This is a genomic window from Ruegeria sp. CDSA236 (assembly GCF_059611285.1).
Window position 1 is genome coordinate 160173 of the sequence record NZ_JBXWPG010000005.1, and the last position, 24881, is coordinate 185053.

Annotated in this window: 26 protein-coding genes; 16 read left to right on the forward strand and 10 right to left on the reverse strand. The window is 57.7% G+C overall.

Annotation, left to right across the window (positions count from 1 at the left end):
• Positions 1–2: 2 nt before the first annotated feature.
• Both AC2FLB_RS10250 and AC2FLB_RS10255 read right to left on the reverse strand, forming a co-directional pair.
• Positions 3–557, reverse strand: coding sequence for an NnrU family protein (locus AC2FLB_RS10250; protein WP_496688977.1), 555 nt, complete (start codon positions 555–557; stop codon positions 3–5).
• A 6-nt stretch (positions 558–563) separates the two neighbouring features.
• On the reverse strand, positions 564–1421 hold the full coding sequence (locus AC2FLB_RS10255) for an HpcH/HpaI aldolase/citrate lyase family protein (protein WP_271948424.1): 858 nt from the start codon (positions 1419–1421) through the stop codon (positions 564–566).
• Positions 1422–1592: 171 nt separating this feature from the next.
• On the opposite strand from AC2FLB_RS10255, the gene AC2FLB_RS10260 reads away from it, so the two are divergent.
• On the forward strand, positions 1593–1892 hold the full coding sequence (locus tag AC2FLB_RS10260; protein ID WP_271948426.1) for a hypothetical protein: 300 nt from the start codon (positions 1593–1595) through the stop codon (positions 1890–1892).
• On the opposite strand, the gene AC2FLB_RS10265 is transcribed toward AC2FLB_RS10260, so the two are convergent.
• The gene (locus AC2FLB_RS10265) at positions 1889–2644 is read right to left on the reverse strand and encodes a sulfite exporter TauE/SafE family protein (protein WP_496709197.1); all 756 of its coding nucleotides are present in this window, start codon (positions 2642–2644) and stop codon (positions 1889–1891) included. The genes AC2FLB_RS10260 and AC2FLB_RS10265 overlap by 4 nt on opposite strands.
• A gap of 161 nt (positions 2645–2805) precedes the next feature.
• On the opposite strand from AC2FLB_RS10265, the gene mdh reads away from it, so the two are divergent.
• The 13 genes from mdh (at position 2806) to lpdA (ending at position 15965) form a co-directional block, all read left to right on the forward strand.
• Entirely contained in the window at positions 2806–3768 is a 963-nt protein-coding gene (gene mdh / locus AC2FLB_RS10270; RefSeq protein ID WP_142635480.1) for a malate dehydrogenase, read from the forward strand.
• Between the two features lie 69 nt (positions 3769–3837).
• Positions 3838–4686, forward strand: coding sequence for a putative nucleotide-diphospho-sugar transferase (locus AC2FLB_RS10275; protein ID WP_496691796.1), 849 nt, complete (start codon positions 3838–3840; stop codon positions 4684–4686).
• A gap of 216 nt (positions 4687–4902) precedes the next feature.
• Positions 4903–6096, forward strand: a complete 1194-nt coding sequence (gene sucC / locus AC2FLB_RS10280) for an ADP-forming succinate--CoA ligase subunit beta (RefSeq protein ID WP_496696438.1) — start codon at positions 4903–4905, stop codon at positions 6094–6096.
• Between the two features lie 4 nt (positions 6097–6100).
• On the forward strand, positions 6101–6559 hold the full coding sequence (locus AC2FLB_RS10285) for a lipoprotein (RefSeq protein WP_185956639.1): 459 nt from the start codon (positions 6101–6103) through the stop codon (positions 6557–6559).
• A gap of 72 nt (positions 6560–6631) precedes the next feature.
• The gene (gene sucD / locus AC2FLB_RS10290) at positions 6632–7513 is read left to right on the forward strand and encodes a succinate--CoA ligase subunit alpha (RefSeq protein ID WP_109312903.1); all 882 of its coding nucleotides are present in this window, start codon (positions 6632–6634) and stop codon (positions 7511–7513) included.
• A gap of 204 nt (positions 7514–7717) precedes the next feature.
• Positions 7718–7966, forward strand: coding sequence for a hypothetical protein (locus AC2FLB_RS10295; protein WP_496696442.1), 249 nt, complete (start codon positions 7718–7720; stop codon positions 7964–7966).
• Between the two features lie 9 nt (positions 7967–7975).
• Positions 7976–8536: a DUF805 domain-containing protein gene (locus AC2FLB_RS10300; RefSeq protein WP_496709199.1), complete on the forward strand. Its 561-nt coding sequence runs from the start codon at positions 7976–7978 to the stop codon at positions 8534–8536.
• 57 nt (positions 8537–8593) lie between these two features.
• Positions 8594–9292 carry a sulfotransferase family 2 domain-containing protein gene (locus AC2FLB_RS10305; RefSeq protein WP_496709200.1) on the forward strand — a complete coding sequence of 233 codons (699 nt, stop codon included), beginning with the start codon at positions 8594–8596 and terminating at the stop codon, positions 9290–9292.
• A 37-nt stretch (positions 9293–9329) separates the two neighbouring features.
• Positions 9330–12287: a 2-oxoglutarate dehydrogenase E1 component gene (locus AC2FLB_RS10310; protein WP_496709201.1), complete on the forward strand. Its 2958-nt coding sequence runs from the start codon at positions 9330–9332 to the stop codon at positions 12285–12287.
• 2 nt (positions 12288–12289) lie between these two features.
• Positions 12290–13786: a 2-oxoglutarate dehydrogenase complex dihydrolipoyllysine-residue succinyltransferase gene (odhB, locus tag AC2FLB_RS10315; RefSeq protein ID WP_496709202.1), complete on the forward strand. Its 1497-nt coding sequence runs from the start codon at positions 12290–12292 to the stop codon at positions 13784–13786.
• Between the two features lie 2 nt (positions 13787–13788).
• Positions 13789–14058 carry a hypothetical protein gene (locus AC2FLB_RS10320; protein WP_142635953.1) on the forward strand — a complete coding sequence of 90 codons (270 nt, stop codon included), beginning with the start codon at positions 13789–13791 and terminating at the stop codon, positions 14056–14058.
• A gap of 44 nt (positions 14059–14102) precedes the next feature.
• On the forward strand, positions 14103–14492 hold the full coding sequence (locus AC2FLB_RS10325) for an MAPEG family protein (protein WP_496709203.1): 390 nt from the start codon (positions 14103–14105) through the stop codon (positions 14490–14492).
• An 84-nt stretch (positions 14493–14576) separates the two neighbouring features.
• On the forward strand, positions 14577–15965 hold the full coding sequence (lpdA, locus tag AC2FLB_RS10330) for a dihydrolipoyl dehydrogenase (protein WP_496691804.1): 1389 nt from the start codon (positions 14577–14579) through the stop codon (positions 15963–15965).
• 17 nt (positions 15966–15982) lie between these two features.
• On the opposite strand, the gene AC2FLB_RS10335 is transcribed toward lpdA, so the two are convergent.
• Positions 15983–16561, reverse strand: coding sequence for a TetR/AcrR family transcriptional regulator (locus AC2FLB_RS10335; protein WP_496706203.1), 579 nt, complete (start codon positions 16559–16561; stop codon positions 15983–15985).
• A gap of 99 nt (positions 16562–16660) precedes the next feature.
• Between AC2FLB_RS10335 and AC2FLB_RS10340 the strand changes: the two genes are divergently transcribed.
• Positions 16661–17254, forward strand: a complete 594-nt coding sequence (locus AC2FLB_RS10340; RefSeq protein WP_142635456.1) for an NAD(P)H-dependent oxidoreductase — start codon at positions 16661–16663, stop codon at positions 17252–17254.
• 102 nt (positions 17255–17356) lie between these two features.
• Here AC2FLB_RS10340 and AC2FLB_RS10345 read toward each other — a convergent pair whose 3' ends face one another.
• The 5 genes from AC2FLB_RS10345 to AC2FLB_RS10365 form a co-directional block, all read right to left on the reverse strand.
• Positions 17357–18409, reverse strand: coding sequence for a sterol desaturase family protein (locus AC2FLB_RS10345; RefSeq protein ID WP_271948450.1), 1053 nt, complete (start codon positions 18407–18409; stop codon positions 17357–17359).
• Positions 18410–18500: 91 nt separating this feature from the next.
• A complete protein-coding gene (locus AC2FLB_RS10350) occupies positions 18501–19106 on the reverse strand; it encodes a pyridoxamine 5'-phosphate oxidase family protein (protein ID WP_496709204.1) in 606 nt (201 codons plus the stop codon).
• Entirely contained in the window at positions 19093–19833 is a 741-nt protein-coding gene (locus AC2FLB_RS10355) for a lysophospholipid acyltransferase family protein (RefSeq protein ID WP_496709205.1), read from the reverse strand. Before AC2FLB_RS10355 ends, AC2FLB_RS10350 begins: the two co-directional genes overlap by 14 nt.
• Complete coding sequence (locus AC2FLB_RS10360; protein ID WP_496709206.1) at positions 19833–20735, reverse strand: cell division protein FtsX; 903 nt, start codon at positions 20733–20735, stop codon at positions 19833–19835. Before AC2FLB_RS10360 ends, AC2FLB_RS10355 begins: the two co-directional genes overlap by 1 nt.
• Positions 20732–21409 carry a cell division ATP-binding protein FtsE gene (locus AC2FLB_RS10365; protein WP_496709207.1) on the reverse strand — a complete coding sequence of 226 codons (678 nt, stop codon included), beginning with the start codon at positions 21407–21409 and terminating at the stop codon, positions 20732–20734. Before AC2FLB_RS10365 ends, AC2FLB_RS10360 begins: the two co-directional genes overlap by 4 nt.
• 182 nt (positions 21410–21591) lie before the next feature.
• Here AC2FLB_RS10365 and AC2FLB_RS10370 point away from each other — a divergent pair, with 182 nt between their 5' ends.
• Positions 21592–22326 (forward strand): zinc-ribbon domain-containing protein, encoded by a 735-nt coding sequence (locus AC2FLB_RS10370; RefSeq protein WP_496709208.1) that lies wholly within the window; start codon positions 21592–21594, stop codon positions 22324–22326.
• Here AC2FLB_RS10370 and AC2FLB_RS10375 read toward each other — a convergent pair whose 3' ends face one another.
• A complete protein-coding gene (locus tag AC2FLB_RS10375) occupies positions 22327–24864 on the reverse strand; it encodes a TIGR02302 family protein (protein WP_496709209.1) in 2538 nt (845 codons plus the stop codon).
• Between the last annotated feature and the right edge of the window lie 17 nt (positions 24865–24881).

Sequence of the window (24881 nt, forward strand, 5' to 3'; positions counted from 1 at the left end):
CTTTATGAACCAAACGGCGACGGGCCGACCAACCCGTGAATATAGCCGATAATGCCCAGCAGAACGATCGACGCGACAAAGAACATCGCATCCTTGCCGTAAGTGCCCGGCTCGCCCGGTGTCCAGTCCGGCTCGGATTTGTTGATCACGATCACTTCGACCACCGCCCAGGCCAGCAAGCCGCCGAACAGGACGATTGAGGCCAGATCACCATTGACCAGCAAATGCGCAAAGGCCCAGAGCTTCATGCCGCCCAGCATCGGGTGACGCAGCTTGTTCAGCAGACGACCCTTTTGGCCTGCGGGGCTCATCATATAGATGGCGATCAGCACCAACAGGTTGTTGACGTGGATCAGAAAGGTCGGCGGCGACCAGATTGGGATGAAATCGGTCATGCGATAACCGAAGATCATCAACAGGATTGACGCCAGCAGCGCCAGCGCCACCGCGCCCGCACCGCCTTTGCCCATCGCCGCGCGCTGGTCCGGCATCACGCGTTTGAACAGATGTGCAGCCCACCAGAGCGCCACACCAAGAATCAGAAGAACAAAGCCCATGCTGGCTTACCCCGCTTGCAAAGCTGAAATCGCCTCTGCTTTTGCCAGAATTTCACGGGCGGTTGCAACGTGCAGGTTTTCCACGATCTTGCCATCGACGACCGCGACGCCCTGCCCTTGTGCTTCGGTCTCTTCAAACGCGGTGATCTGGCGGCGGGCCAGATCGATTTCCTCATCCGATGGGGCGAAGGCGTCGTTGGTGACATCGACCTGTGCGGGATGGATCAGGGTCTTGCCGTCAAAGCCCATATCGCGGCCCTGCGCGCATTCGGCCGCCAGGCCTTCGCTGTCCTTGAAGGCGTTATAGACGCCATCGACGATGATCAGCCCCTCGGCTTTTGCGGCTAACAGGCACAGGCCCAGCGACGTCTGCAACGGCAGGCGGTCTCGGCGGAACCGTGTCTGCAATTCCTTGGCCAGATCGTTGGTGCCCATGACGAAGCCCGCCATCTGCGGATGCGCGGCAATTTCGGCGGCGTTCAGCATCCCGCGCGGCGTCTCCATCATGGCCCATATCGGCAGATCACCGGTTATTGCGGCCAATGCATCCACATCTGCGGCAGAATTCACTTTGGGCAGCAGAACCACATCCACGTCCATGTCCCGCACGGCTTGGGCATCGGCCCGGCCCCATTCGGTATCTAGGCCATTGATTCGTACGATCTTGACCCGCGCCCCATAACCGCCAGCAGCCAAGGCAGCCCCGAGCGTTTCACGCGCGTTGTTTTTTTCGTCCGCCGCGACCGCATCTTCGAGGTCAAAAATAACCGCATCAACAGGCAGGTTGCGGGCCTTGTCCAACGCCCGGTCTTTGGAACCGGGAATGTACAATACGGAACGGTAGGGTCGCTGACGGGAGTCCATTGGCTTCGGCCTCTTGAAATAATGTTGCGCAGAATGGGGCATTTTCTGCAGGAAAGTTCAAGCGCAAACTTGCCGCACCGCAGCATTAACGACGCAACGTGCGTTCCTTTAACCGTATTTCGGTCTGCAACGGTCACCGTCTTGGCAGATCGCAATCAAAAGGGTTCACCGATGAGCAAGACGCTGTTCAATATGACAATGGGGCTGGGTATCATGGTTCTGGCCGCCCAGCAGGTGCAGGCTCAAAGCTGCGCCCCCCGCGACGAGGTCATAACTCGACTGGCCGAGACTTATGGCGAAACGCGTAAGAGCATTGGCATCGCCCGACAAGGTGCGGTGATGGAAGTCTTTGCGTCTGATCAAAGCGGAAGCTGGACTATTACGGTGACATTACCGGATGGAATGACCTGCCTTGTGGCTTCGGGCCAGTCCTACGAAGATATGGCCGAAGCACTGCCGCCCAATGTCTAGCTCAGGGCCTCCCAGATCAGCTTTGTTCCGGTCAGCATCAGCAAAACGTAGGCAATACCGAAGAACAAGCGTTCGGATATCATGAAATGCGCGCGCACACCCAGCCATGCACCAAGCACGGCAAATGGAGCCAGCAACAAGTCGGCCAGCGCAGTGTGCCATGTGAACAGACCCAGATAGGCATACGGAATGAATTTAGCGACATTGATGACCCAGAAGACCAGCACAGTGCTCGCCTGAAACTCGGTTTTCGACAGACGCTGCGAGATCAGATAGACGGCGGCGGGTGGGCCGCCCGCATGACTGACAAAGCTGGTGAACCCGGCGACCAACCCCGCAAAAATTCCCGCAAATGGCGGCAGACGATTGGCAAAGCCGCGGATCCAGCCCTTTCTCTGGGCCACATGCCAGATCACGAACCCCACTGAAATTCCTCCGATCAGCAGGCGCAGAAGGTCGTCATTCGTGGCGCGATACAGCCAGGCGCCCACTGCCACACCCGGCACTGCCCCCACGATCAGCAGGCGTGAATCCGACCAGCTCCAGCGTTTCCAATAGGGGCCCAGCGTAGCGACGTCGATTACCATCAGAATTGGCAACATCAGTGCAAGCGCCTGTCCCGGTGTCAGGATCAGTGCCAGAATCGATGATGCGGCAAACGCCACACCCGAGCCAAACCCACCCTTCGAGATGCCGGCGAAGATCACAGCAGGGATCGCCACGGCAAAAAACATCAGGTCCATCTCGAACATGCGGCGTCCCGTAAATATGCATGAGTCACAGGCGGTTTAGCGCAATCGGTAGGAGACATGCAAACGGTATGCGGTGGCATGCCGCGCCGCAGAAGGCTTGCGCAGCGCCGGTTTTAGGACTAGCAAAACCGCGATTTCAATACCGACCGGAGATTTTCCAAATGGCCAGACCCAAGATCGCGCTGATCGGCGCAGGTCAGATCGGCGGCACGCTCGCCCACCTCGCAGCAATGAAGGAACTCGGTGACGTCGTGCTGTTCGACATCGCCGAAGGCACTCCGGAAGGCAAGGCGCTGGATATCGCAGAATCCGGCCCTTCCGAAGGGTTCGACGCCAAGCTGAAAGGCACCCAGTCCTATGAGGACATCGCAGGCGCCGACGTTTGCATCGTCACCGCAGGTGTCCCACGCAAGCCAGGCATGAGCCGTGATGACCTGCTGGGCATCAACCTGAAAGTCATGAAGTCGGTCGGTGAAGGCATCGCCGCCAACGCGCCCGATGCTTTTGTCATCTGCATCACCAACCCGCTGGACGCGATGGTCTGGGCTCTGCGTGAATTCTCGGGCATGCCGCACAACAAGGTCTGCGGCATGGCGGGCGTTCTGGACTCGGGCCGTTTTGCCCATTTCCTGTCAGAAGAGTTCAACGTGTCCATGCGCGACGTCACTGCCTTTGTTCTAGGTGGCCACGGCGACACCATGGTTCCTTCGGTTCGTTATTCTACGGTTGCGGGCATCCCGCTTCCCGATCTGGTCGAGATGGGCTGGACCACACAAGAGAAACTGGACGCAATCGTGCAGCGTACCCGAGACGGCGGGGCTGAAATCGTTGGCCTGCTGAAAACAGGTTCGGCTTTCTATGCGCCTGCCACATCGGCAATCGAAATGGCCGAAGCCTATCTGAAAGACCAGAAACGCGTCCTGCCCTGCGCCGCTTATTGCGACGGAGAGCTGGGTGTCGAAGGCATGTATGTCGGCGTACCCACCGTGATCGGCGCAGGCGGTATCGAGCGTATCGTCAACATCAAGCTCAACGAAGAAGAGCAGGCCGGTTTCGACAACTCGGTCAACGCCGTGAAGGGTTTGATCGAAGCGTGTAAAGGCATTGACAGCTCTCTGGCCTGATCCGCCTAATACCGTTAAACAGTGCCCGGCTCACCTTTGGTGGGCCGGGTCATTTTTTGGAAGATTGCCATGTCGCCCCAGGGATTTGTGATTGCCGCAAGCGGTAAGGATTACATCGAAACAGCGGTGGCAGCGGCTCGGTCGTTAAAGGTCGCCATGCCGGATGTACCGGTCGACCTGTTCACCGACCTCGAAAACATCCCGGGAACAGAAGTGTTTGACCAAATCCACATGCTGGACAAAAGCTGGTTCCGACCCAAGTTCGAAAGCCTTGTGCGGTCCCGGTTCGAAAAGACGGTCTATTTGGATGCCGATGTGCGCTGTCTGGCAGATATGTCGGATATCTTCACCGTCCTGGAGCAGTTTGATATCGCGATGGTCCATGACCCTTTGCGCAACTCGGCCCATGCGCAACGTATTTGGAAAACTCCCCTGCCCAACGCATTTCCCCATCTCAATGGTGGGCTGGTTGGCATTCGCACTTCGGACGCAGTGCTGGATTTCCTGCGAGATGTACAAGAGACTATCATCTCGGAAAACCTGACCTCAGATCAGGCGCTGATCCGCGAAAAGCTGTTTGCCAGCGCGTTGCGACTGGCAGTTCTGCCACCCGAGTACAACTTCCTCGATTATCGTCAGGCCGAGATGTTTGGTTTTCTGCACAGCGCCCCGCGCCTGCTGCATCACTACAAATTTCACAGCCGTCATGACAAGCGGCTGGACAGCGCTAGAACTGTCGCCGGTTTGGTAGGGCCCGATCTCGAACGTCATATCAACAGCCTTATCGAAGCCGACGCACAGCTCACGCCCGGCGCGTCGAAAAAAGTCCGACCACTGGTCGACAAAGGCTTGTTGGGCAAACTGCGCAAACTGGTGATGTCTGTGAAAAAGGGTATCGTCCGCCTCAGACGCGGATAGGTTAGCGCTAGCTTGAAAACGTCATATTCTATTGGGTGAATTTCCTGCCGAATCAACGCTCAATACCAGCTCAAGTTTTGTGATCACACCCTGAAATGCTGTGATCACAAATAATGAAAATCTTCGTGAAAAACCTACTCAACATCAAAAAAGCCTTTAAACTTACCCCTTAGACACGCCTATATCGGTCAATCGTAGTCAGACGGGACAGTTTCGATGAACATTCACGAATATCAGGCCAAAGCGCTTCTTCGCAGCTATGGCGCCCCGGTTTCCGACGGTCGCGCGGTCCTGCGCGCCGAGGAAGCTAAAACCGCAGCCGGTGAGTTGGACGGACCTCTTTGGGTCGTCAAAGCGCAGATCCACGCGGGCGGCCGCGGCAAGGGGTCTTTCAAGGAATCCGATGCCGGGGAAAAAGGCGGCGTCCGTCTGACCAAATCGGTTGAAGAGGCCGCCGAGGAAGCCAAGAAGATGCTGGGGCGCACGTTGGTCACCCATCAAACCGGCCCCGCAGGCAAACAGGTCAACCGCATCTATATCGAAGCAGGGTCCGGCATCGAAACGGAATTGTACCTGGCCCTGTTGGTAGACCGCCAGACCAGCCGCATCTCATTCGTCTGCTCGACCGAAGGCGGCATGGATATCGAAGAGGTGGCCGCAGCCACGCCTGAGAAAATCTTGTCCTTCTCGGTTGACCCAGCCACCGGTTATCAGGCCTATCACGGCCGCCGCATCGCATTCTCACTGGGTCTGCAGGGCGCACAGGTCAAACAATGCGTCAAACTGATGAGCCAGCTCTATGCCGCCTTCGTCGAGAAGGACATGGAAATGCTGGAGATCAACCCGCTGATCGTCTCCGACAGCGGCGACCTCAAGGTGCTGGACGCTAAGGTCAGTTTTGACGGCAACGCGATGTATCGCCACCCTGATATTTCAGAACTGCGCGACACGACCGAGGAAGACCCCAAGGAACTGGAAGCGTCGAAATACGACCTGAACTATATCGCACTGGATGGTGAGATTGGGTGCATGGTCAACGGTGCCGGTCTGGCCATGGCGACGATGGACATCATCAAGCTGTATGGGGCCGAACCTGCCAACTTCCTCGACGTCGGCGGCGGCGCCACCAAAGAGAAAGTCACCGAAGCGTTCAAGATCATCACCTCGGACCCGCAAGTCAAAGGCATTCTGGTCAACATCTTCGGCGGTATCATGCGCTGTGACGTCATCGCCGAGGGCGTTGTCGCCGCGGTGAAAGAGGTCGGTCTGCAGGTTCCGCTAGTCGTGCGTCTGGAAGGCACGAACGTTGAGAAGGGCAAAGAGATCATCAACACCTCTGGCCTGGACGTAATCGCGGCGGACAACCTGAAAGACGGTGCCGAGAAGATCGTGAAGGCGGTTAAGGGGTAAATTCGTGGGTCTTTTCAGTAAGCCACTGTTGTTTGCAGGCGCACTGCTTATCTTGGCCGCCTGTCAAACAACAACTGAGAGCACGTCGCCGTCGAACCCGCCAGAAATCAAGCGGTCATCAAACGCGGGTCCAGGCGCCAATCCGGTCTCGGCCGGACAAGCTACGGCGTATTTCCGCGCGCTGTGTGGTCAGGCAGAATTGGGACGCAGTGCTTTGGAAGACGCAGCGGCGGCAAATGGATTTGTCCAGAACTCGAAAACAACGACATACTTTCATCAGAAACAAGATCTTTCGGTCAAACTGACCGATACTGCCTGCTCAATTGTGTTTGTGTCCAACGAAAATCCATCAACGGTCAATGGGACTTTTAACGCTTTGCAAAGCGACTTGGGTCCGATCAGCATCCGGGACGTGGGTGTAATCGGCGGCGAACACTACTTCAGCGCACGGATCAAAGTTTGAATGGGCGTGAGCCTACAACCAATACCTTAAGGGTCACCTGACCCATCAATGGTAAAAATAGGAGAACGCCAAATGGCAGTCCTCATCGACGAAAATACCAAAGTGATCTGTCAGGGCTTTACCGGCTCGCAGGGCACATTCCACTCTGAACAGGCCATCGCCTATGGCACCAAGATGGTCGGCGGTGTGACCCCCGGCAAAGGCGGGATGACCCACCTTGACCTGCCCGTGTTCAACTCGGTCCACGAGGCCAAGCATGTGACAGAGGCCAATGCCAGCGTGATCTATGTGCCGCCGCCCTTCGCGGCTGACTCGATCCTCGAAGCGATTGATGCCGAGATGGAAGTGATCGTCTGCATCACCGAAGGCATCCCGGTTCTGGACATGATGAAGGTGAAGCGCGCGCTGGAAGGCTCAAGCTCGCGCCTGATCGGGCCGAACTGCCCCGGTGTGATCACGCCCGACGCCTGCAAGATCGGCATCATGCCCGGCCACATTCACAAACGCGGGAGCGTGGGTGTCGTTTCCCGCTCGGGTACGCTTACTTATGAAGCTGTGAAACAGACAACAGACGTAGGCCTGGGCCAGTCCACCTGTGTGGGCATCGGCGGCGACCCGATCAAAGGGACCGAGCATATCGACGTGCTGGAATGGTTCCTGGCCGATGACGAAACCCATTCGATCATCATGATCGGTGAGATTGGTGGTTCTGCCGAGGAAGAAGCCGCGCAGTTCCTGGCGGATGAGGCCAAGAAAGGCCGCTCGAAACCCACCGCTGGCTTTATCGCAGGCCGCACGGCTCCTCCGGGCCGCCGCATGGGTCACGCGGGCGCGATTGTCGCCGGTGGCAAAGGCGGAGCCGAGGACAAGATCGAAGCCATGCGCTCGGCCGGTATCGTCGTGGCCGAAAGCCCGGCGCAGCTGGGTGAGGCTGTGCTGGAAGCGATTGGGTGAGCTGTGACTCCCTGTTGCCCATATGAGCTGAGGGCGGCGCCCAACCGCGGGTGGGTGCGAAGCACCTGCCCGTCAATTCTTTGGTTTACCTTCGGCAAAACGGGGTGGACGAACGCTGCCCGGCGATGCCGCTGGGCAGGACTCGTTGTAGCGGTCGCCTGCTTAGGTAACCTAGCCAGCGCCGAAGCATCTAGTGAAGCACCGATGGATCAATTCATCGTTCGCGCCATTCCTGGCGTCACAGGTGGCTCGACAAAAACATTGGGCGATGACCGCATCTCATTTACTTATTTGAGCATTCGTGTCGACGATGAAGAGTTGCAAGCAGCTGCCGATTTTTGGTGCTCGCAATTTGAAGGATCCGCTAGACTTGTTTCCGATACTCAGGTCGGCAGCTCACTTCTGCTATTTGAACGCCGCCAGTCAGTTTTCGACTGCGCGGTCCAAAATTAGGGGCAAGGCATGAGTCAACCAACAACCATGACCTTCTCCGACGCCATCCGCACCTGTTTCTCCAAGTTTTTCACCTTCTCGGGCCGTGCCTCGCGGTCTGAATACTGGTTCTTTTTCCTGTTCATCGTGATCTGGAGCATTATTGCCGGGATCATCGACGCGCAGTTCTTCACGCAAGTCGCTGTGACTGAAACCGAGACGTCCAGATCCGTGTCCGTCACGTCTTCGCAGCCTGTGCAGGGTATTGTTGGTCTAATCGTGTTCTTCCCGCATCTGGCCGTCGCATGGCGGCGGATGCATGATACCGGGCGCAGCGGGCTGTATGCGCTGCTGCCAATCCTGCTGTTCTTTGGCGCCGGGGCCGTGATGGTCTTTGGCATCGGCCTCGCCTCGCATTTCAAGCATGGTGGCAATCTGGACATCCTATTCACCCGCGCCACGCTGCTGATCGTCATTCCGACATTTATCGTTCTGTTTGTGTCGCCCCTCCTGGTTCTGTGGTTGCTGGCCCGCCCCAGCCAACCCGGCACCAATCAATACGGCCCTAACCCATCAGAGGTCACCCTATGAACCTGCTGAGCAGAAACTCTCTAAAAGTGGTCCCGGCGGCCAGAGGGGCCATCTGACATGGTTTTGGTTTGCCATGAGCATAAGTTTGTCTACCTCAAGACGACAAAGACAGCGGGAACATCAACCGAGAAGGCGCTTCAACCCTTGTGCGAAGAACCCGGACTTCCTCGGCTTGAAAGTGGACAAACCCGTGTGTCGAAATACGGTATTGTCGGCGCACGTGGGAAAACTGCAAATTTGGCCCGACCAAAATGGCAGTTCTGGCGCAAATACGCATGGCGCAACCACATGCCTGCGAAAGAGGTTAAGGCCAATCTTGGGGCAAAGACCTTTGATACCTATACGAAGATCGCCAATGTACGAAATCCTTTCGATCGCGCTGTATCCGATTACCACTTTCGGAAACATCAGCAAGGATTGCCCTCGGAAGACCAACAGACTGAAATTGCTCAGTTCAAAGAGTTCATTCAGTCAAAGGCCTGGAGCAATGACTGGGGCATAGTCTCGATTGACAACAAGCTGATTGTGGACAGGTTAGTCCGTATGGAATGTCTTCAGTCAGACCTGAACGAGATTTATCGCTCCTTTGGGCTGCCGGAAGACAGCTTTGAATTGCCGCACGAGAAGTCGATGGCCGAACGACGAAAAGGCATTCCGGTGCCCGATTATTTCGACGCAGATACGATAGATATCGTTCGACGAAGAATGACCTGGGTATTCGAGGCCGGAAACTACCCCGAAGATCCGCAAGACTAAACCATACCAAACCCGAAATCGCATTTGAGGTCCTACAATGACCGAACATACGCCCAACTCTGCCTTCCACGCCTCAAGCTTTATGCAGGGGCATAATGCCGAATATCTGGAGCAGCTCTACGCCCAGTATACCAAGAACCCCGGCGCGGTGGATGCCGCCTGGGCCGAGTTCTTCAAGGCCATGGGCGACGCCTCGCCTGATGTCCAGCGCGAGGCCGAGGGGCCTTCGTGGGCGCGGCCCGACTGGCCGCCGATGCCGACGGATGATCTGACCGGTGCGTTGACTGGCGAATGGGCCGAGATCGACGCCAAGGCGGCGGGTAAGAAGATCAAGGAAAAAGCCGCCGACAAAGGTGTTGCCGTCAGCGAAGACCAGATTAAGCGCGCTGTTCTGGACAGTCTGCGGGCGCTGATGCTGATCCGGGCCTATCGTATTCGGGGTCATCTGGCCGCCGATCTGGACCCGTTGGGCATGCGGGCTGCCAGCACGCATCCGGAATTGGACCCCAAGACTTATGGGTTTACCGATGCCGATATGGATCGCCCGATCTTTATCGACAACGTGCTGGGCCTGCAGATGGCCAGCATGCGCCAGATCGTCGAGATCGTGAAACGCACCTATTGCGGCACCTTCGCGCTGCAATACATGCATATTTCGAACCCGGAAGAGGCCGCCTGGCTGAAAGAACGGATCGAAGGCTATGGCAAGGAAATCGCGTTCACCAAAGAGGGCCGCAAGGCCATCCTGAACAAGATGGTCGAGGCCGAAGGGTTCGAAAAGTTCCTGCACGTGAAATACATGGGCACCAAGCGCTTTGGTCTGGACGGCGGCGAAGCACTGATCCCCGCGATGGAACAGATCATCAAACGCGGCGGGGCCCTAGGCCTGAGCGATATTGTCATCGGCATGCCACACCGCGGACGTCTGAACATTCTAGCGAATGTAATGGCCAAGCCATACCGCGCCATCTTTAACGAATTCCAAGGGGGCAGCTTCAAGCCTGAGGACGTGGATGGCTCGGGCGATGTAAAATACCACCTGGGCGCCTCAAGCGACCGCGAATTTGACGGCAACAGCGTACACCTGTCATTGACCGCTAACCCAAGCCACCTTGAGGCGGTGAACCCTGTTGTTCTGGGCAAGGTCCGCGCCAAGCAGGATCAGTTGAACGACACCGACCGGACCAGAGTCATGGCCATTCTACTGCATGGCGATGCGGCCTTTGCCGGTCAGGGTGTCGTTGCCGAAGGATTCGGCCTGTCCGGCCTGCGCGGTCACAGGACCGGCGGCACCATGCATATCGTGGTGAACAACCAGATCGGCTTTACAACCGCACCGCATTTCTCGCGCTCCAGCCCTTATCCCACGGATATCGCACTGATGGTTGAAGCCCCGATCTTCCACGTGAATGGCGACGACCCCGAGGCGGTGGTACACGCAGCCAAGGTTGCGACCGAGTTTCGCCAGAAGTTCCACAAGGACGTGGTTCTGGATATATTCTGCTATCGCCGGTTCGGGCATAACGAGGGCGACGAGCCCATGTTCACCAACCCGATCATGTACAAGAAGATCAAGACCCATAAGACCACGCTATCAATATACACGGAACGGCTGGTCAAGGACGGGTTGATCCCCGAAGGCGAGATCGAAGATATGAAAGCCGCCTTCCAGGCCCATCTGAATGATGAGTTCGAAGCCGGCAAAGACTATAAGCCCAACAAGGCCGACTGGCTGGACGGGCGTTGGGCGCATCTGGATAAGAACAAAGACGAATATGTTCGCGGCGATACTGCGATTGCACCGGAAACCCTGGCCGAGGTTGGCGCATCGCTAACCCGGGCCCCCGAAGGATTTGCGCTCCATAAAACTGTCGGCCGCCTGCTGGATCACAAAAAGCAAATGTTCGAAAGCGGCAAAGGCTTTGACTGGGCCACGGGTGAGGCACTGGCCTTTGGATCATTGCTGACCGAAGGCTATCCAGTTCGCCTGTCGGGACAGGACGCGACGCGCGGTACGTTCAGCCAGCGTCATTCCGGCTTTATCAATCAGGAAACTGAAGAGCGGTACTATCCACTGAACAACATCCGGGCTGGTCAATCACAATATGAGGTGATCGACTCGATGCTGTCGGAATACGCGGTTCTGGGCTTTGAATACGGCTTTTCCCTGGCTGAACCCAACGCTCTGACCCTGTGGGAGGCGCAGTTCGGCGATTTCGCCAACGGTGCGCAGATCATGTTCGATCAGTTCATCAGCTCGGGCGAAAGCAAATGGCTGCGCATGTCCGGTCTGGTGACCCTGCTGCCGCACGGGTTCGAAGGGCAAGGGCCTGAACACTCTTCCTCGCGTCTGGAACGCTTTCTGCAGATGTGTGGTCAGGACAACTGGATCGTGGCCAACTGCACGACGCCTGCGAACTACTTCCACATCCTGCGCCGTCAGTTGCACAGAACCTTCCGCAAGCCTCTGATCCTGGTGACACCGAAATCGCTGCTGCGCCACAAGCTGGCGATCAGCACGGCCGAGGATTTCACCACCGGCTCCAGCTTCCACCGGGTGCTGTGGGACGACGCGCAAAAGGGTAACTCGGACACAACCCTGGTCAAGGATGACAAAATCAAGCGGGTCGTGATGTGTTCCGGCAAGGTCTATTTCGACCTGCTGGAAGAGCGTGACGCGCGCGGCATCGACGATGTCTATCTGATGCGGATCGAACAGTACTATCCGTTCCCCGCGCATTCGCTGATCAATGAACTGGAACGGTTCAAGGGAGCCGAAATCATCTGGTGTCAGGAAGAGCCCAAGAACCAGGGTGCATGGTCCTTTATCGAACCCAATATCGAATGGGTCCTGACCCGGATCGGCGCCAAACATACCCGCCCGGTCTATGTCGGCCGCGCCACCTCGGCCTCACCTGCGACAGGTCTGGCCAGCCAACATAAAGCCCAACAAGAAGCGCTGGTGAACGAAGCGCTGAGCATTGAAGGAAAGTAATGATGTCCATTGAAGTTCGTGTTCCCACGCTGGGCGAATCCGTTACCGAAGCCACCGTCGCCACCTGGTTCAAGAAGCCCGGTGACGCGGTCGCCGTCGATGAAATGCTGTGCGAGCTTGAGACCGATAAGGTCACGGTCGAGGTCCCCTCGCCCGCCGCTGGCGTGATGGGTGAGGTTGTCGCCGCCGAAGGCGAAACCGTTGGTGTTGATGCCCTGCTGGCGACAATCGTCGCCGGAGAAGGTGCCGCCCCGGCCCCAGCCGCCGCACCTGCGCCTGCCGCAGCACCGGCAGCCTCGGGCGGCAGCGTTGATGTGATGGTGCCCACACTGGGCGAATCCGTGACCGAAGCGACGGTCTCGACCTGGTTCAAACAGGTCGGTGACAGCGTCGCTCAGGACGAGATGCTGTGTGAGCTGGAAACCGACAAGGTATCGGTCGAGGTTCCCGCCCCTGCGGCGGGTGTTCTGGCAGAAATCGTTGCCCCTGAAGGCGCAACTGTAGACGCCGCAGCCAAGCTGGCGGTGATCTCGGGTTCAGCAGCAGGGGCAGTAGCCGCTCCGGCAGCACCTGCAGCGGGCAGCAGCGATGGTGGTGGCAAAGACATAGCCAACGCGCCTTCGGCTGAGAAAGCCATGGCCCAGGCTGGCCTGTCCGCCGATCAGGTCACGGGAACCGGACGCGACGGACGTATCATGAAGGAAGATGTGGTCAAGGCAGTCGCGGCCCCAGCGCCCGCTGTTGCGGCACCCGCACCTGCGACCCAGGCACCACGCGCACCCGTTGCTGCACAGGATGCCAGCCGCGAGGAACGTGTGCGCATGACACGCCTGCGCCAGACCATCGCCAAACGCCTGAAAGACAGCCAGAACACCGCCGCCATGCTGACCACCTATAATGAGGTGGACATGACCGAGGTGATGGCCCTGCGCAACCAGTACAAAGACCAGTTCGAGAAGAAGCACGGCGTCCGTCTGGGCTTTATGTCCTTCTTCACCAAGGCCTGCTGTCATGCACTGAAAGAAGTGCCCGAAGTGAATGCCGAGATTGATGGCACCGACATTGTCTATAAGAACTTTGTGCATATGGGTGTCGCCGCAGGCACGCCGACCGGTCTTGTTGTTCCGGTCATCCGTGATGCGGATTCGATGTCATTTGCCGCGATCGAAAAGGCCATCGCCGAAAAGGGCAGGCGCGCCCGTGACGGCAAGCTGAGCATGGAAGAGATGCAGGGCGGCACCTTCACCATCTCGAACGGCGGCGTCTATGGCTCGCTGATGTCCTCGCCGATCCTGAACCCGCCGCAGTCGGGTATTCTTGGTATGCACAAGATTCAGGACCGTCCGATGGCCATCAACGGTGAGGTCAAGATCCGCCCGATGATGTATCTGGCTCTGTCCTATGACCACCGGATCGTGGACGGCAAAGGTGCTGTTACCTTCCTAGTGCGCGTGAAAGAGGCGCTGGAAGACCCACGTCGTCTGCTGATGGATCTATGACCATGGCAACTCATGTACTCTGGCAGGCTGACGTTGCCGATTTCGATGTCTGGTTAAAGGTGTTTCGCGAAGACAAGCCAATGCGGGAGGCCGCGGGTATCCGCGACCTCCACATCTGGAAAGACCCCGATCAGCGTGATCATGCGGTTGCAATGTTTGAGGTGGTTGATCTTGAAAAGGCCCTGAGTTTCTTTGATTCCGAGGAATTGGCCATGCATCACGAACGCGGCGGGATCGCGCATATTCAGGTGAAGCTTCTGACGCCAGTCTAAACCGATTTATCGCATCCGTTCCTAGTGCCGAGGAAACAAGCTGAATGACCACGGAATTGACCGTCTTGTCGCTGGCAGCCCTTCTTTGGGTCGCTCAATTTGTCGCCTATTTGATCTCTGGCCACGGTAAGGTCGACGTGCTGCACGCGTTGGGGCCACGTGATACCCCGTTTGACAAACCTGCTGCAATGGGACGTCTGCACCGGGCGCTTAGCAACCATTCCGAAGGGTTGGTTTTATTCGCTATCGCATCTTTGGTCATTACGACCTCGGGGCAATCCAGCGCTTTTACTGCCGCCTGTAGTTGGGTCTACCTGATCGCACGCGCTTCCTATGTTCCGGCCTATGCATTTGGCTGGACACCATGGCGTACGGTGATCTGGATGATCGGGCTGCTGACGACCACTGCAATGCTGTTGGCAGCTGTGTTTTGATTCGAGCTGCCGCATAGATTATTCAATGGGGGTGCATTGCGCAGACAAGCGTATCCGACCCCACCAAATACAAGGACCGGACAAATGGCAAACTATGACGTCATCGTAATCGGAGCAGGCCCCGGCGGCTATGTCTGCGCCATCCGCTGCGCGCAGCTGGGGTTGAAAACCGCCGTGGTCGAAGGGCGTGAGACGCTGGGCGGCACCTGCCTGAACGTGGGCTGCATCCCGTCTAAGGCGTTGCTGCATGCCAGCCATCAGCTGCACGAGGCCGAGCATAACTTTGCCAAGATGGGCCTCAAGGGCAAAAGCCCTTCGGTCGATTGGAAGCAGATGCAGGCCTATAAGGACGAAGTCATTGACGGCAACACCAAGGGCATCGAATTCCTGTTCAAGAAGAACAAGATCGACTGGCTGAAAGGCTGGGGTTCGATCCCGGCCGCTGGGCAGGTCAAGGTGGGTGACGAGGTGCATGAAGCCAAGAACATCATCATCGCGTCCGGGTCCGAGCCTTCCGCGCTGCCTGGTGTCGAAGTGGATGAAAAGGTCGTCGTGACCTCAACCGGCGCGCTGGCGCTGGGCAAGATTCCGAAAAAGATGGTCGTCATCGGCGCAGGTGTGATCGGGCTTGAACTGGGCTCGGTCTACAGCCGTCTGGGTTCCGAAGTCACGGTGATCGAATTCCTCAAGGAAATCACCCCGGGCATGGACCCTGAGGTTCAGAAAACCTTCCAGCGCATCCTCAAGAAACAGGGCCTGAACTTTGTCATGGGTGCTGCGGTGCAAAAGACCGAAGCCACCAAGACCAAGGCCAAGGTGACTTATAAGCTGCTGAAGGATGACAGCGAGCATGTGATTGACGCCGATACCGTCCTTGTCGCTACTGGGCGCAAACCGTTCTCGGATGGTTTGGGGCTGGACGCTTTGGGTGTTGAAATGACACCCCGCGGTCAGATCAAGGTAGGCGCCGATTGGCAGACTAACGTGCCGGGCGTCTATGCCATCGGCGACGTGACTGAAGGCCCGATGCTGGCGCATAAGGCCGAAGACGAGGGCATGGCCGCCGCCGAACAGGTTGCGGGCAAGCATGGGCATGTGAACTATGGCGTCATTCCGGGCGTGATCTACACCTGGCCCGAGGTCGCCAATGTCGGCGAGACCGAGGCGACGCTCAAGGAACAGGGCCGTGCCTATAAGGTCGGAAAGTTCATGTTCATGGGCAATGGCCGCGCCAAGGCGAACTTTGCCTCGGATGGTTTCGTCAAGATTCTGGCAGACAAGGAAACCGACCGCATTCTGGGCGCGCATATCATTGGCCCGGCTGCGGGTGATTTGATTCACGAGGTCTGCGTGGCGATGGAATTCGGCGCCTCGGCCGAAGATCTGGCGCTGACCTGTCACGCGCATCCGACATATTCCGAAGCGGTGCGTGAGGCGGCCCTGGCCTGCGGTGACGGGCCAATTCACAGCTAACAAAAGGACCCCGGTGACTAGGTCGCCGGGGTCAACCATGCATCGAGATAGACCCTCAACCGGTCGGTAAAACCGGTCGAGGCGTGCAAGGCGCAGAACTTCAGGGACATGGCCTGAATGGCAAAGGCCTGAACACCTTCGGCCAACAGCTCGGTCGGAATGTCCTGCCGGACATCCGCAGCGTCAAGCCACATCATCACCACACGAAAGTAGCGCTCAAAGCAATATGCGATCGGTCCGATATCGGCGATAGCCGCCGCCCCCGAATATCTTATCAACAAGTCAAAGACATACCGTTCGGATGTCATGAAGCTGTGAACCGGCTGCAGGGCGGTCATGATATCATTCACCGATTTGGGCGCGGTCCCAGCCTCGGCCTGATCGAGGCAGGCATTCAGCCGATCTGCGATCAGAAGCTCCATCAAGGCATCCTTGTCGCGAAAATGCGCGAAGAACGTCCCTTTGGCGACGCCAGCGCTCTGGACGACCTCTTCTACCCTCAGCGCTTCGTATCCGCTGTTTTCAATGAGTGCCTCGGCAGCCGCCAAAAGCCGGGCCCGAGTTTTGAGAGTTCGTTTCTGGGGTGGTTTTTGCATATGGTTAGCTCGCATGTTTTTTGACCATGGTCAAATTTTTATTGACCGCGGTCGCTTTTCGATTCTATAAGTGACCACGGTCATTTTCAGGAGAGCCCCATGCAACCGAAGAAAATACTTGTCCTCGACGGACACCCCGCCGATAGCAGCCTGTCGCGGACCTTTGCCGAAACTTATGCCGACGCCGCCCGAGGCAAGGGACATGACGTGCGTCTGGTCCATCTAAGCGAGATGCAATTCGACTTTGATTTTGGTCAGGGCAACTATCACGATTTCAAACCGCTAGAACCGGTTCTTGAGCAGGTATTGCAAGATTTCGAATGGAGCGAGCACCTGGTCTTGACCACGCCAATGTGGTGGGGCGGATTGCCCGCAAAGCTCAAAGGTCTGATCGACCGGATGTTCATCCCCGGACGCACCTTTGACACGCGAAACACCACGAAGATTGGATTGCCCGCCCCGATGCTGAGCGGACGCACCGCGCGCGTCATTCTGACATCAGATACGCCGGGTTGGTTCATGCGCCTGATCTATCGCCAGGCCCTGATCCGCCAGGTACGCGATCAGATATTGGGATTTGTTGGCTTCAAGCCGACCCGGTTCACCTATTTTGCCGGGGCAAGTTATCCCAAACCGGGTCACGTGGACCGCTGGGTCAGCAAGATCGCCAAGATCGGAGCCGCCGCGGCTTGAGGGCGTTTGCGTCACTATGCCCAGCCGAAACCACCGCCAAGGCGTTGCCGGGCACAGGCGATCAGCGGATCACGTCAGGCCGGCAACCACCGCAGATGCTCGCTATTTGACCGAATGGCGACTGGCGGCATCTGCATCGGGCGCTTGGTAAGACGATGGCCGCCGTTTCTTGTTCAGAATACGCCACGCATCTCTGAACGGCAGGAAATAGAGCTTCATGCAGGTGTCCATCTCGTGCCCCTTGTCCTTCTCGGTCACGCCGAATTTCACGTCCCTGTTATCCTCGGGCATGATGTAGGTGCCGAACAACACATCCCAGAACGGAAACATGAAGGCGAAGTTTTTGTCCAGATGGTCCGGGTGGCAACTGTGATGCACGTGGTGATGCGCAGGCGAGGGAAAAACTTTCGACCACACACCCGGCCAACGCAACCAGATATGGGAATGTCGCAGATTATAGCCTCCGACATTGAACAAGAACATCAGCACCGGCACGCCCAGCAATGCCGGCATGTTCGGCTGGTACCCTAACAGTCGAAACGCAAACCCGGTTACTGCGCCAGCACCAAACCCAATCGCAACATTGTAGAGGATATTGTCTATCGGATGTTCGCGAAAATTCGACAACGGGTGCATCACCTCGGCGCTGTGATGAACTTTGTGAAATTGCCACAACAGCGGGACCTTGTGCTGCAGGTAATGGGCTGCGTAGCCGATGAAATCCATAATCAGGAATAGAATGAGCATGTAGGTGAAGGTAGCCAAAGCCCCCAACCAGCCAACCAAGGGCTCTGCCCGGGGTGAGTTATTGGGGTCAAGCCCACCGCTTGCCCATTGATAGGACAAGGCGGCTGATCCGGCCAGCAGACCCAATATCAGGAAATGCCCGATCAGTTTGTGGAAAAAGAAATAGCGGATATCGAGCCATGCCGAAGGGTGGTCCCAGACCTTGCGGGGAAACAGAAACCCCAGAAAGCTGCTCTCACCGTCGACATGTGACGCGTTTCTGCGCTTCACGGCATAGATCGCGAAGGCAATCAGCAGAGAACTGCCGACATAGACATAGAAAATCCGGTTCGTGGGATCCAAAGGAGACGTAAACACATAGCGGGCGTGGTTCAGAAAAGAATCCCAAACTGAACTAAGCTGCTCCATTGACGGCTCCTGTAACCTGTATTTGCCTCACGGTTCTCTACTTACCTACCCGTGTGACGATTCTTTGACCAAACCTTGATAAGTAAACAGGCTACCACATCGTTTTTGCGGCGCGTTGCCCCCAGGCCTCATCATATTGCGTGCCACCTTCCTCGCCGTCTGACGCTTCGGCCAGGATTTCACCCATTGTCGGCAATATGGCGGCTTCGTCCCCGCTGCTCCAAGTCCGCGCACGCATCAGCGCACGGGCACACTGAGTGTAGACCTCGGTAATGTCGATGACGATCACGGTGGCCGGAAGCCTGCCTTGTTTTTCGAACCGGGTTCGAAGGTCTTGGTCCGCTGTCAGTCGGGCCGACCCGTTGACGCGCACAACATTGTTCGACCCTGGGACCATGAACATCAAGGACACACGCGGATCGCGCACGATATTGCGCAAGCTGTCCAGCCGGTTGTTTCCGCGCCAGTCGGGCATCGCCAATGTCTTTGGATCCAGTTCCAGAACCACCGAACCATCATCGCCACGTGGGCTGCCATCGACCCCTTCGGGCCCAACCGTACTGAGTACGCATAGCCGCGAAGCCATGACCCATTGCCGGTACATAGGCGTCAACCGGTGCGCTACTTTACGCAATGATGGGGCGCCCGGTGCGCCGTAATGTCCCTCGAGCGTTTCGATATCGTCAATGAACTGCATCAGGATCAAACCCCACTTCTGTCATCAATGCGTTCGAGCGCGTCTCGATCACATCTTCCAATCGGTCCAGAAAGCGCGCACGTTCGACGCCGGGTTCGATCGGATCAAGGAAATCGACGATTGCAAGGCCGGGTTTGCGCATCACGCCGCTGCGGGGCCAGAATACTCCGGCATTTGTTGCAACAGGTACGCAAGGGATTCCCAAGCCTTCGTACAGGACGGCAGTTCCAACCTTATACGGTTTGTGAACGCCGGGCGCTACACGGGTGCCCTGCGGATAGATCACCAACTGGCCAGGTTCTGTAAATTCCTTCGCCACATCCTGGACCATCTTGGCCACAGCGGCGCCCTTCTTGCCGCGATTGACCGGGATGCACCCCAGGCGGCTTGCGTAAAGCCCAATGACTGGCGTCCACAGCAATTCGCGCTTCATAATGAACTTGCCATGCGGAATCGCGCTAAAGATCATGATGATATCGAGGAAAGACTGGTGTTTGGCCCCGATGACCACCTCGTCCACTGGCACAGTCCCGCGAATCTCGCATCGAATACCAACCATCCAACGTGCCAGCCACATGGTTGTGCGCGCATAGGTCTTGCATGCATGCAGCGCTCCGCGCTTGGTAAACATGGCGTAAGGAGCAAACACGAGGCCAAGGACCAGCATCCACATGTAGATCACGATCATGAAGACCAGTGAGCGGATCCATTGAATTGGAGTGGCCATTACGAAAGCTCCTTCAATTTGCGGTTTGCCGCAGTCCATGTGGCTAGAAAGGCCACCGCAGCACCCAGTACCGGGATGAGGGCTGGCAACAGCCACCCTGCCCCCTGAAAGCCCAGGCCCGTCAGAAAGCCGCCCTCGTCCGACGAAGCCTCGGGCAGCAACAACACACCTGTCATTCCGAACAGCACACCAACCATCGCACCAAAAAATGCGCGGTAGGTGAAGCGGTGAACAAACGCATTGGCAATAAATCGATCCCGGGCCCCGACAAGACGCAGCACTTCGATAATCTGCGCGTTGGCTGCCAGCGACGCATTGGCCGCCAATGTGATCATGGCGGCGGTCGCTCCGCCAATCAGAAGGATTGAGACCCAGCCAAGCCTCCGGAGCGAGCGGGCCGCATCAACCAAAGGTTCGCGCCAGCGCGAGTGGTCGTCCAGAACGGCTCCGGGCACCTCGGCTCCAAGACGCAGGCGCAATCCTGCTGCATCCAGACCTGGCTCACCTTCGACAATTTCGATCAACTGCGGCACGGGCAGCGTGTCCAGTGGCAAATCCGGGCCAAACCAGGGCGACAACAGCGCAATCTGCTCCTCGATAGTCAACGCCCGGGCAGAGGCGACACCGGGTGTTTGCGACAGCACCGTCAGCGCGGCTTCAGTCTGGGCGGCCATCTGGTCGGCTGGGGCATTGATCCGCACCGTGGCAGCACCGGCAAGTTCGCTTGCCCAGCGGTCTGCCACTCGCCCCGACGCCAATGACAGAGCCAGCGCGAACACCGCAAGAAAGCCCATCGCACCGGACACGAACAGTGTGAGATGTGCAGTATAGCCAGTTGGCGGAACAACTCGATCGGCACGACCATCACGTTTCAACAGGTTGCGGAAAGTTTCCACGTTCATAGATCCGCCCCCGCCAGTTGAATTTGGCGCTGCGAGATGCGCAAAACACGCGCCTGCACCTGGCTTTTCGCCGCACGGATCAGGCTAAGATCATGGGTCGCAATCAAGACTGTCTTACCCATCTTGTTCAACTCGACCAGCAGGCGCAAAAGGCGCTGAGACATTTCCCAATCCACATTGCCCGTCGGCTCATCGGCCAGCACGACATCGGGCGACAGCATCACCGCACGGGCCAGCGCCGCACGCTGGCGTTCACCGCCTGACAGCTCTGGTGGCAGCGCGTCAAGACGCGCACCCAGCCCGACCCAGTTTAACAGATCTGACAGATCTGTTTGCTCGGCAATTTCCGCCTTACCGGATACCATCAACGGCAAAGCGACATTCTCGGCCAAAGTCATGTGATCCAGAAACCGGCAATCCTGATGCACCACACCTATCCGGCGGCGCATCAGGGCCATCTGATCGCGGTTAAGGCGGGCGATTTCCTGATCGAACACGCTCAGCCTTCCCGATGTGGGCAGCAATGCGCCATAGCAGAGCTTTAACAGGGTTGTTTTGCCAGCACCGGACGGCCCGGTCAGGAAATGAAACGACCCCGGTTGAAGCTTAAGCGATACGTCGCTCAGCAATTCACCTCCACCATAGGTGTAGCTGACATGGTCCAGCTCGATCACGGGGGCCCCCAATTTTTGTGCCGCTCTTCTTGCCCCAGCGCGGTTCAGGTTTCAATGCCCGTACCGGGTCCAAATGGTGACACTTGGCCCGCGAAACCGAAAACGCGCTTTGCTGTTTGGTTCTAACGGAATATCATTCTTAAAAAAACTATTATCAGGCCAACCCCCGGCCCGGAGGCAGCATGCGTCTTACTTGTCCCAACTGCAGTGCCCAATACGAGGTGCCAGACGAGGTCATTCCAGAGGAAGGCCGCGATGTTCAGTGTTCGAATTGCGAGAAAACGTGGTTCCAGGCCAAACATCCGGCGGATCCAACCGTTGAGCAACCTGCAGATGAAACGACTGCCGAGGATAAGGCTGTTCCACCGGCGGAGCCAGAAACCGCCGACCAGACCGAGCCCGAGCCCGAAGCCCCACCAAAGGATGGTGCGCCGGTCAGCAATGTGGATCCTTCGGTCGCCGATATTCTGAAGGAAGAAGCCGCACGCGAAGCCGAATTGCGGGCCCAGGAAGGCAGCAGTCTTGAAAGCCAGCCTGATCTTGCCCTTGATCCACCTTCCGAGCCGGAACCAGACCCCGAACAGGCGGTCAAGGAACTGACAGCTACAGAAACCGCTAAAGATTCCGGGCAAGGTGACGCCCTGCCCGATGTCGAGACGATCAATTCCGGATTCCGCGGCGACGCCTCTGCAGATGCGCCCGAGGTATCAGCGCCTGCGCCCCGCAAATCCGGCGGCTTTCTGCGTGGGTTCGCTCTGATCTTGATACTTGGTGTGATCCTGTTCCTGATCTACGGCAATGCTCCGCAAATCAGTGAGGCTGTTCCTCAGGCGGATGCAGTTCTCAAACCTTATGTGTCTTTGGTGGATCAAGCCCGGCTTTGGCTGGATACTCAGGCTGGCGCTTCCCAGAACTGATCAGAACCGTTCAAGCAGGCGCTTGAGATATTCCAATTCAATCTCGGGACGTTCGGATTCACCGGTCCGGCGGCGAATTTCGTCCAGCAACTCGCGCGCACGGCGATAAACGTCCTCACCCTGCAGCAGGCTCTCATCGGTTGACATCGACCCGTTTGCCCCAGGGTTGCGGCCCAGTGGATCGCGGTTGTTGGCCTGCATATCACCTTCCTGGCTGCCTTGACCTGGTTGATTCTGCTGGTTCTGGGCCAAGGCCTCACCTAACGAGCGCATCCCTTCCCGCAGCGCATCCATCGCTTCGGACTGGTTGTCGATAGCATCGGCCAGCTCGTCATTCCGCAGAGCTTGCTCAGCCTCATTCATGGCGCGGCCAGCGCGCCCAAGCGCATCACGGGCGGCTTCGCCTTCCGGGGTACCGGCACCGGGCAGGTTTTGTTGCTGGCGGCCCAGCTCATCGCGCAGGGCCTGTTGACGATCGGCCAGCGAACCCTGACCCTGCTGACCTTCATCTGCCTGGTCCGAACCCTGCCCCTGTCCGCCCTGGCCTTCGTGGCTTTGGCCACGGCCCTGACCGCCATTGCGGCCCTGATTACCCTGGTTTTCACCAGTCTGCGCACCGGGATTGAACTGCTCTTGCAGATCGCGGAAAGCCTGATCGCTCAGCCCCTGTTGATCGCGCAATGTCTCTGCCAAACCCTCCATCGCCTGTTGGCCTTCGGATTGCTGACCTTGACCCTGACCTTGCGTGACGCGCATGTTCTCCATCATCTGCTGGAATTCCTCCAGCGCCTGCTGCGCCTCGGCCATACGGCCCTGCTCCATCAGATCCTGAATTCGATCCATCATCCGTTGCAGATCATCCTGCGTCATCTGCAAGGATTCTCCGTCTTGCCCCTGCTGACCTTCTTCACCGTTCTGCTCTGCCAACCGCTGTAACTGTTGCAGATAGTCCTGGGTGGCCTCGCGCAGCTCTTGCATCAGCTCAGCGATCTCTTCGTCGCTTGCCCCGTTCTGCATCGCCTCCGTCAGGCGCTCCTGCGCCCGGCGCATCCGCTCAAGAGCGTCGGCAAGCGTACCGTCCTCGATCAATACGGCCAGCTTCCATAGTGAGGCCGCGATTTCTTCCTGCTGCGTCGGCTTCAACCCGTATTCGGTAAATGTCTCAAGCCGCCGAAGTGTCACCCGCAGGCGTAAATAGGCCGTATCCGAGCGGAACAGGTCCTCGGGCAGATACGATACCGCCCGCAGAATCTGAGATACCCGTTTCGCGTTGTCCCGTGACCACAGCAGATCGCGCCGCTGTTCAACGATCGCAGCCGCCAGCGGATCAAAGAACCGACGCGCCGGAAGTGCTGTTGTATAGGGTTCAGACTGCCCTTGCTGATCGGCAGCATCACGCGCCATCAAAGTGATCTTTACTGGCAGATGCGCCCAGGGATGTTGTGAGAAATCCTCGATCAGATTCTCGGTGAAATCGGCCCGGTCGCCTGTAATGGGCATCGGCAACTCAACCTCGATCATCTCACGCGGTTCTGGAATCGCCATCAGACCATAGCGGCGATCAATTGCATCCAGATCCAGTTCGATCAGGGCAGAGCCTGCTATCACACCGTAATCATCTTTCGCCGCAAAGGGCAGTTTCATCTGGCCGCCTGCTTCGGATTTGGCAACGTCCGACACGGTGATCAGTGGAGACGTATCTGCGATCACTTCCAACGCCCAATCGCGCCCGGAAGGCCCGTCTATCGTCATTTGGCCCGAACGTTCGACGACAAATTCCTGTTCAGGGTCGGTGACCGCTTCCGTGCCCAGCGGTGTCGAGGTTTCGGTCAAGCTGTGCGCACCGACCTCGCCGTAGAATCGCAATGTGATGCGGCTGCCTTGCGGGACCGAAAGTGTCGGGTCGGATTGATCCGCCAGATAGAGCGTTGGCAAGCCGGTATAGCGTGGCGGCTCGACCCAGCCTTCCCAACTTGGTCCCTGCCCGGCAACAGCTGCACCCGGTGTCATCTCTGTCACGGATCCTATGCGCCAAAATGAGCCGAAAAGCACGGCAATCACCAGCGCCAGCAAAGCTATGAACCGCAGAGCATAGGGGTCGCGGTCGGCCAGTCGGAGATCGGGCTTTACCGGCGCAGCCTGTGCGGCACGTTCCGCCATACGCGCCTGATGAGCCCGCCACAGGGCCACAGAATCAGCATCCATCGCGCCGATGGCCTGTTCATCCATCAGAGCCTGGATAGGACGCCCTGGCAGGGTCTCATCCATCCGGATCAACGCTTCGTTTCGTGTCGGGATACGGAACCGCCGCGCGCCGTGGATCAGTGCAACCAACAGCCCAAACAACGCCGCCGACCCCGCGACCCAAACGGTTTCCACCCCGACATGGTCCTGCAGTCCGAGCATCAGAGCAGCCAACAGCGCCATGGAAATTGAGAAAAACGGCCAGAAAGACCGCCAAACCTGCTCGCTTAGCATCCCCACCTGCGTTAGCAGCAAAGACAATCTGGGGATCGGCAAGGTTTCTCTTGCGGTCAAGTCGGGCCTCCGTTCAC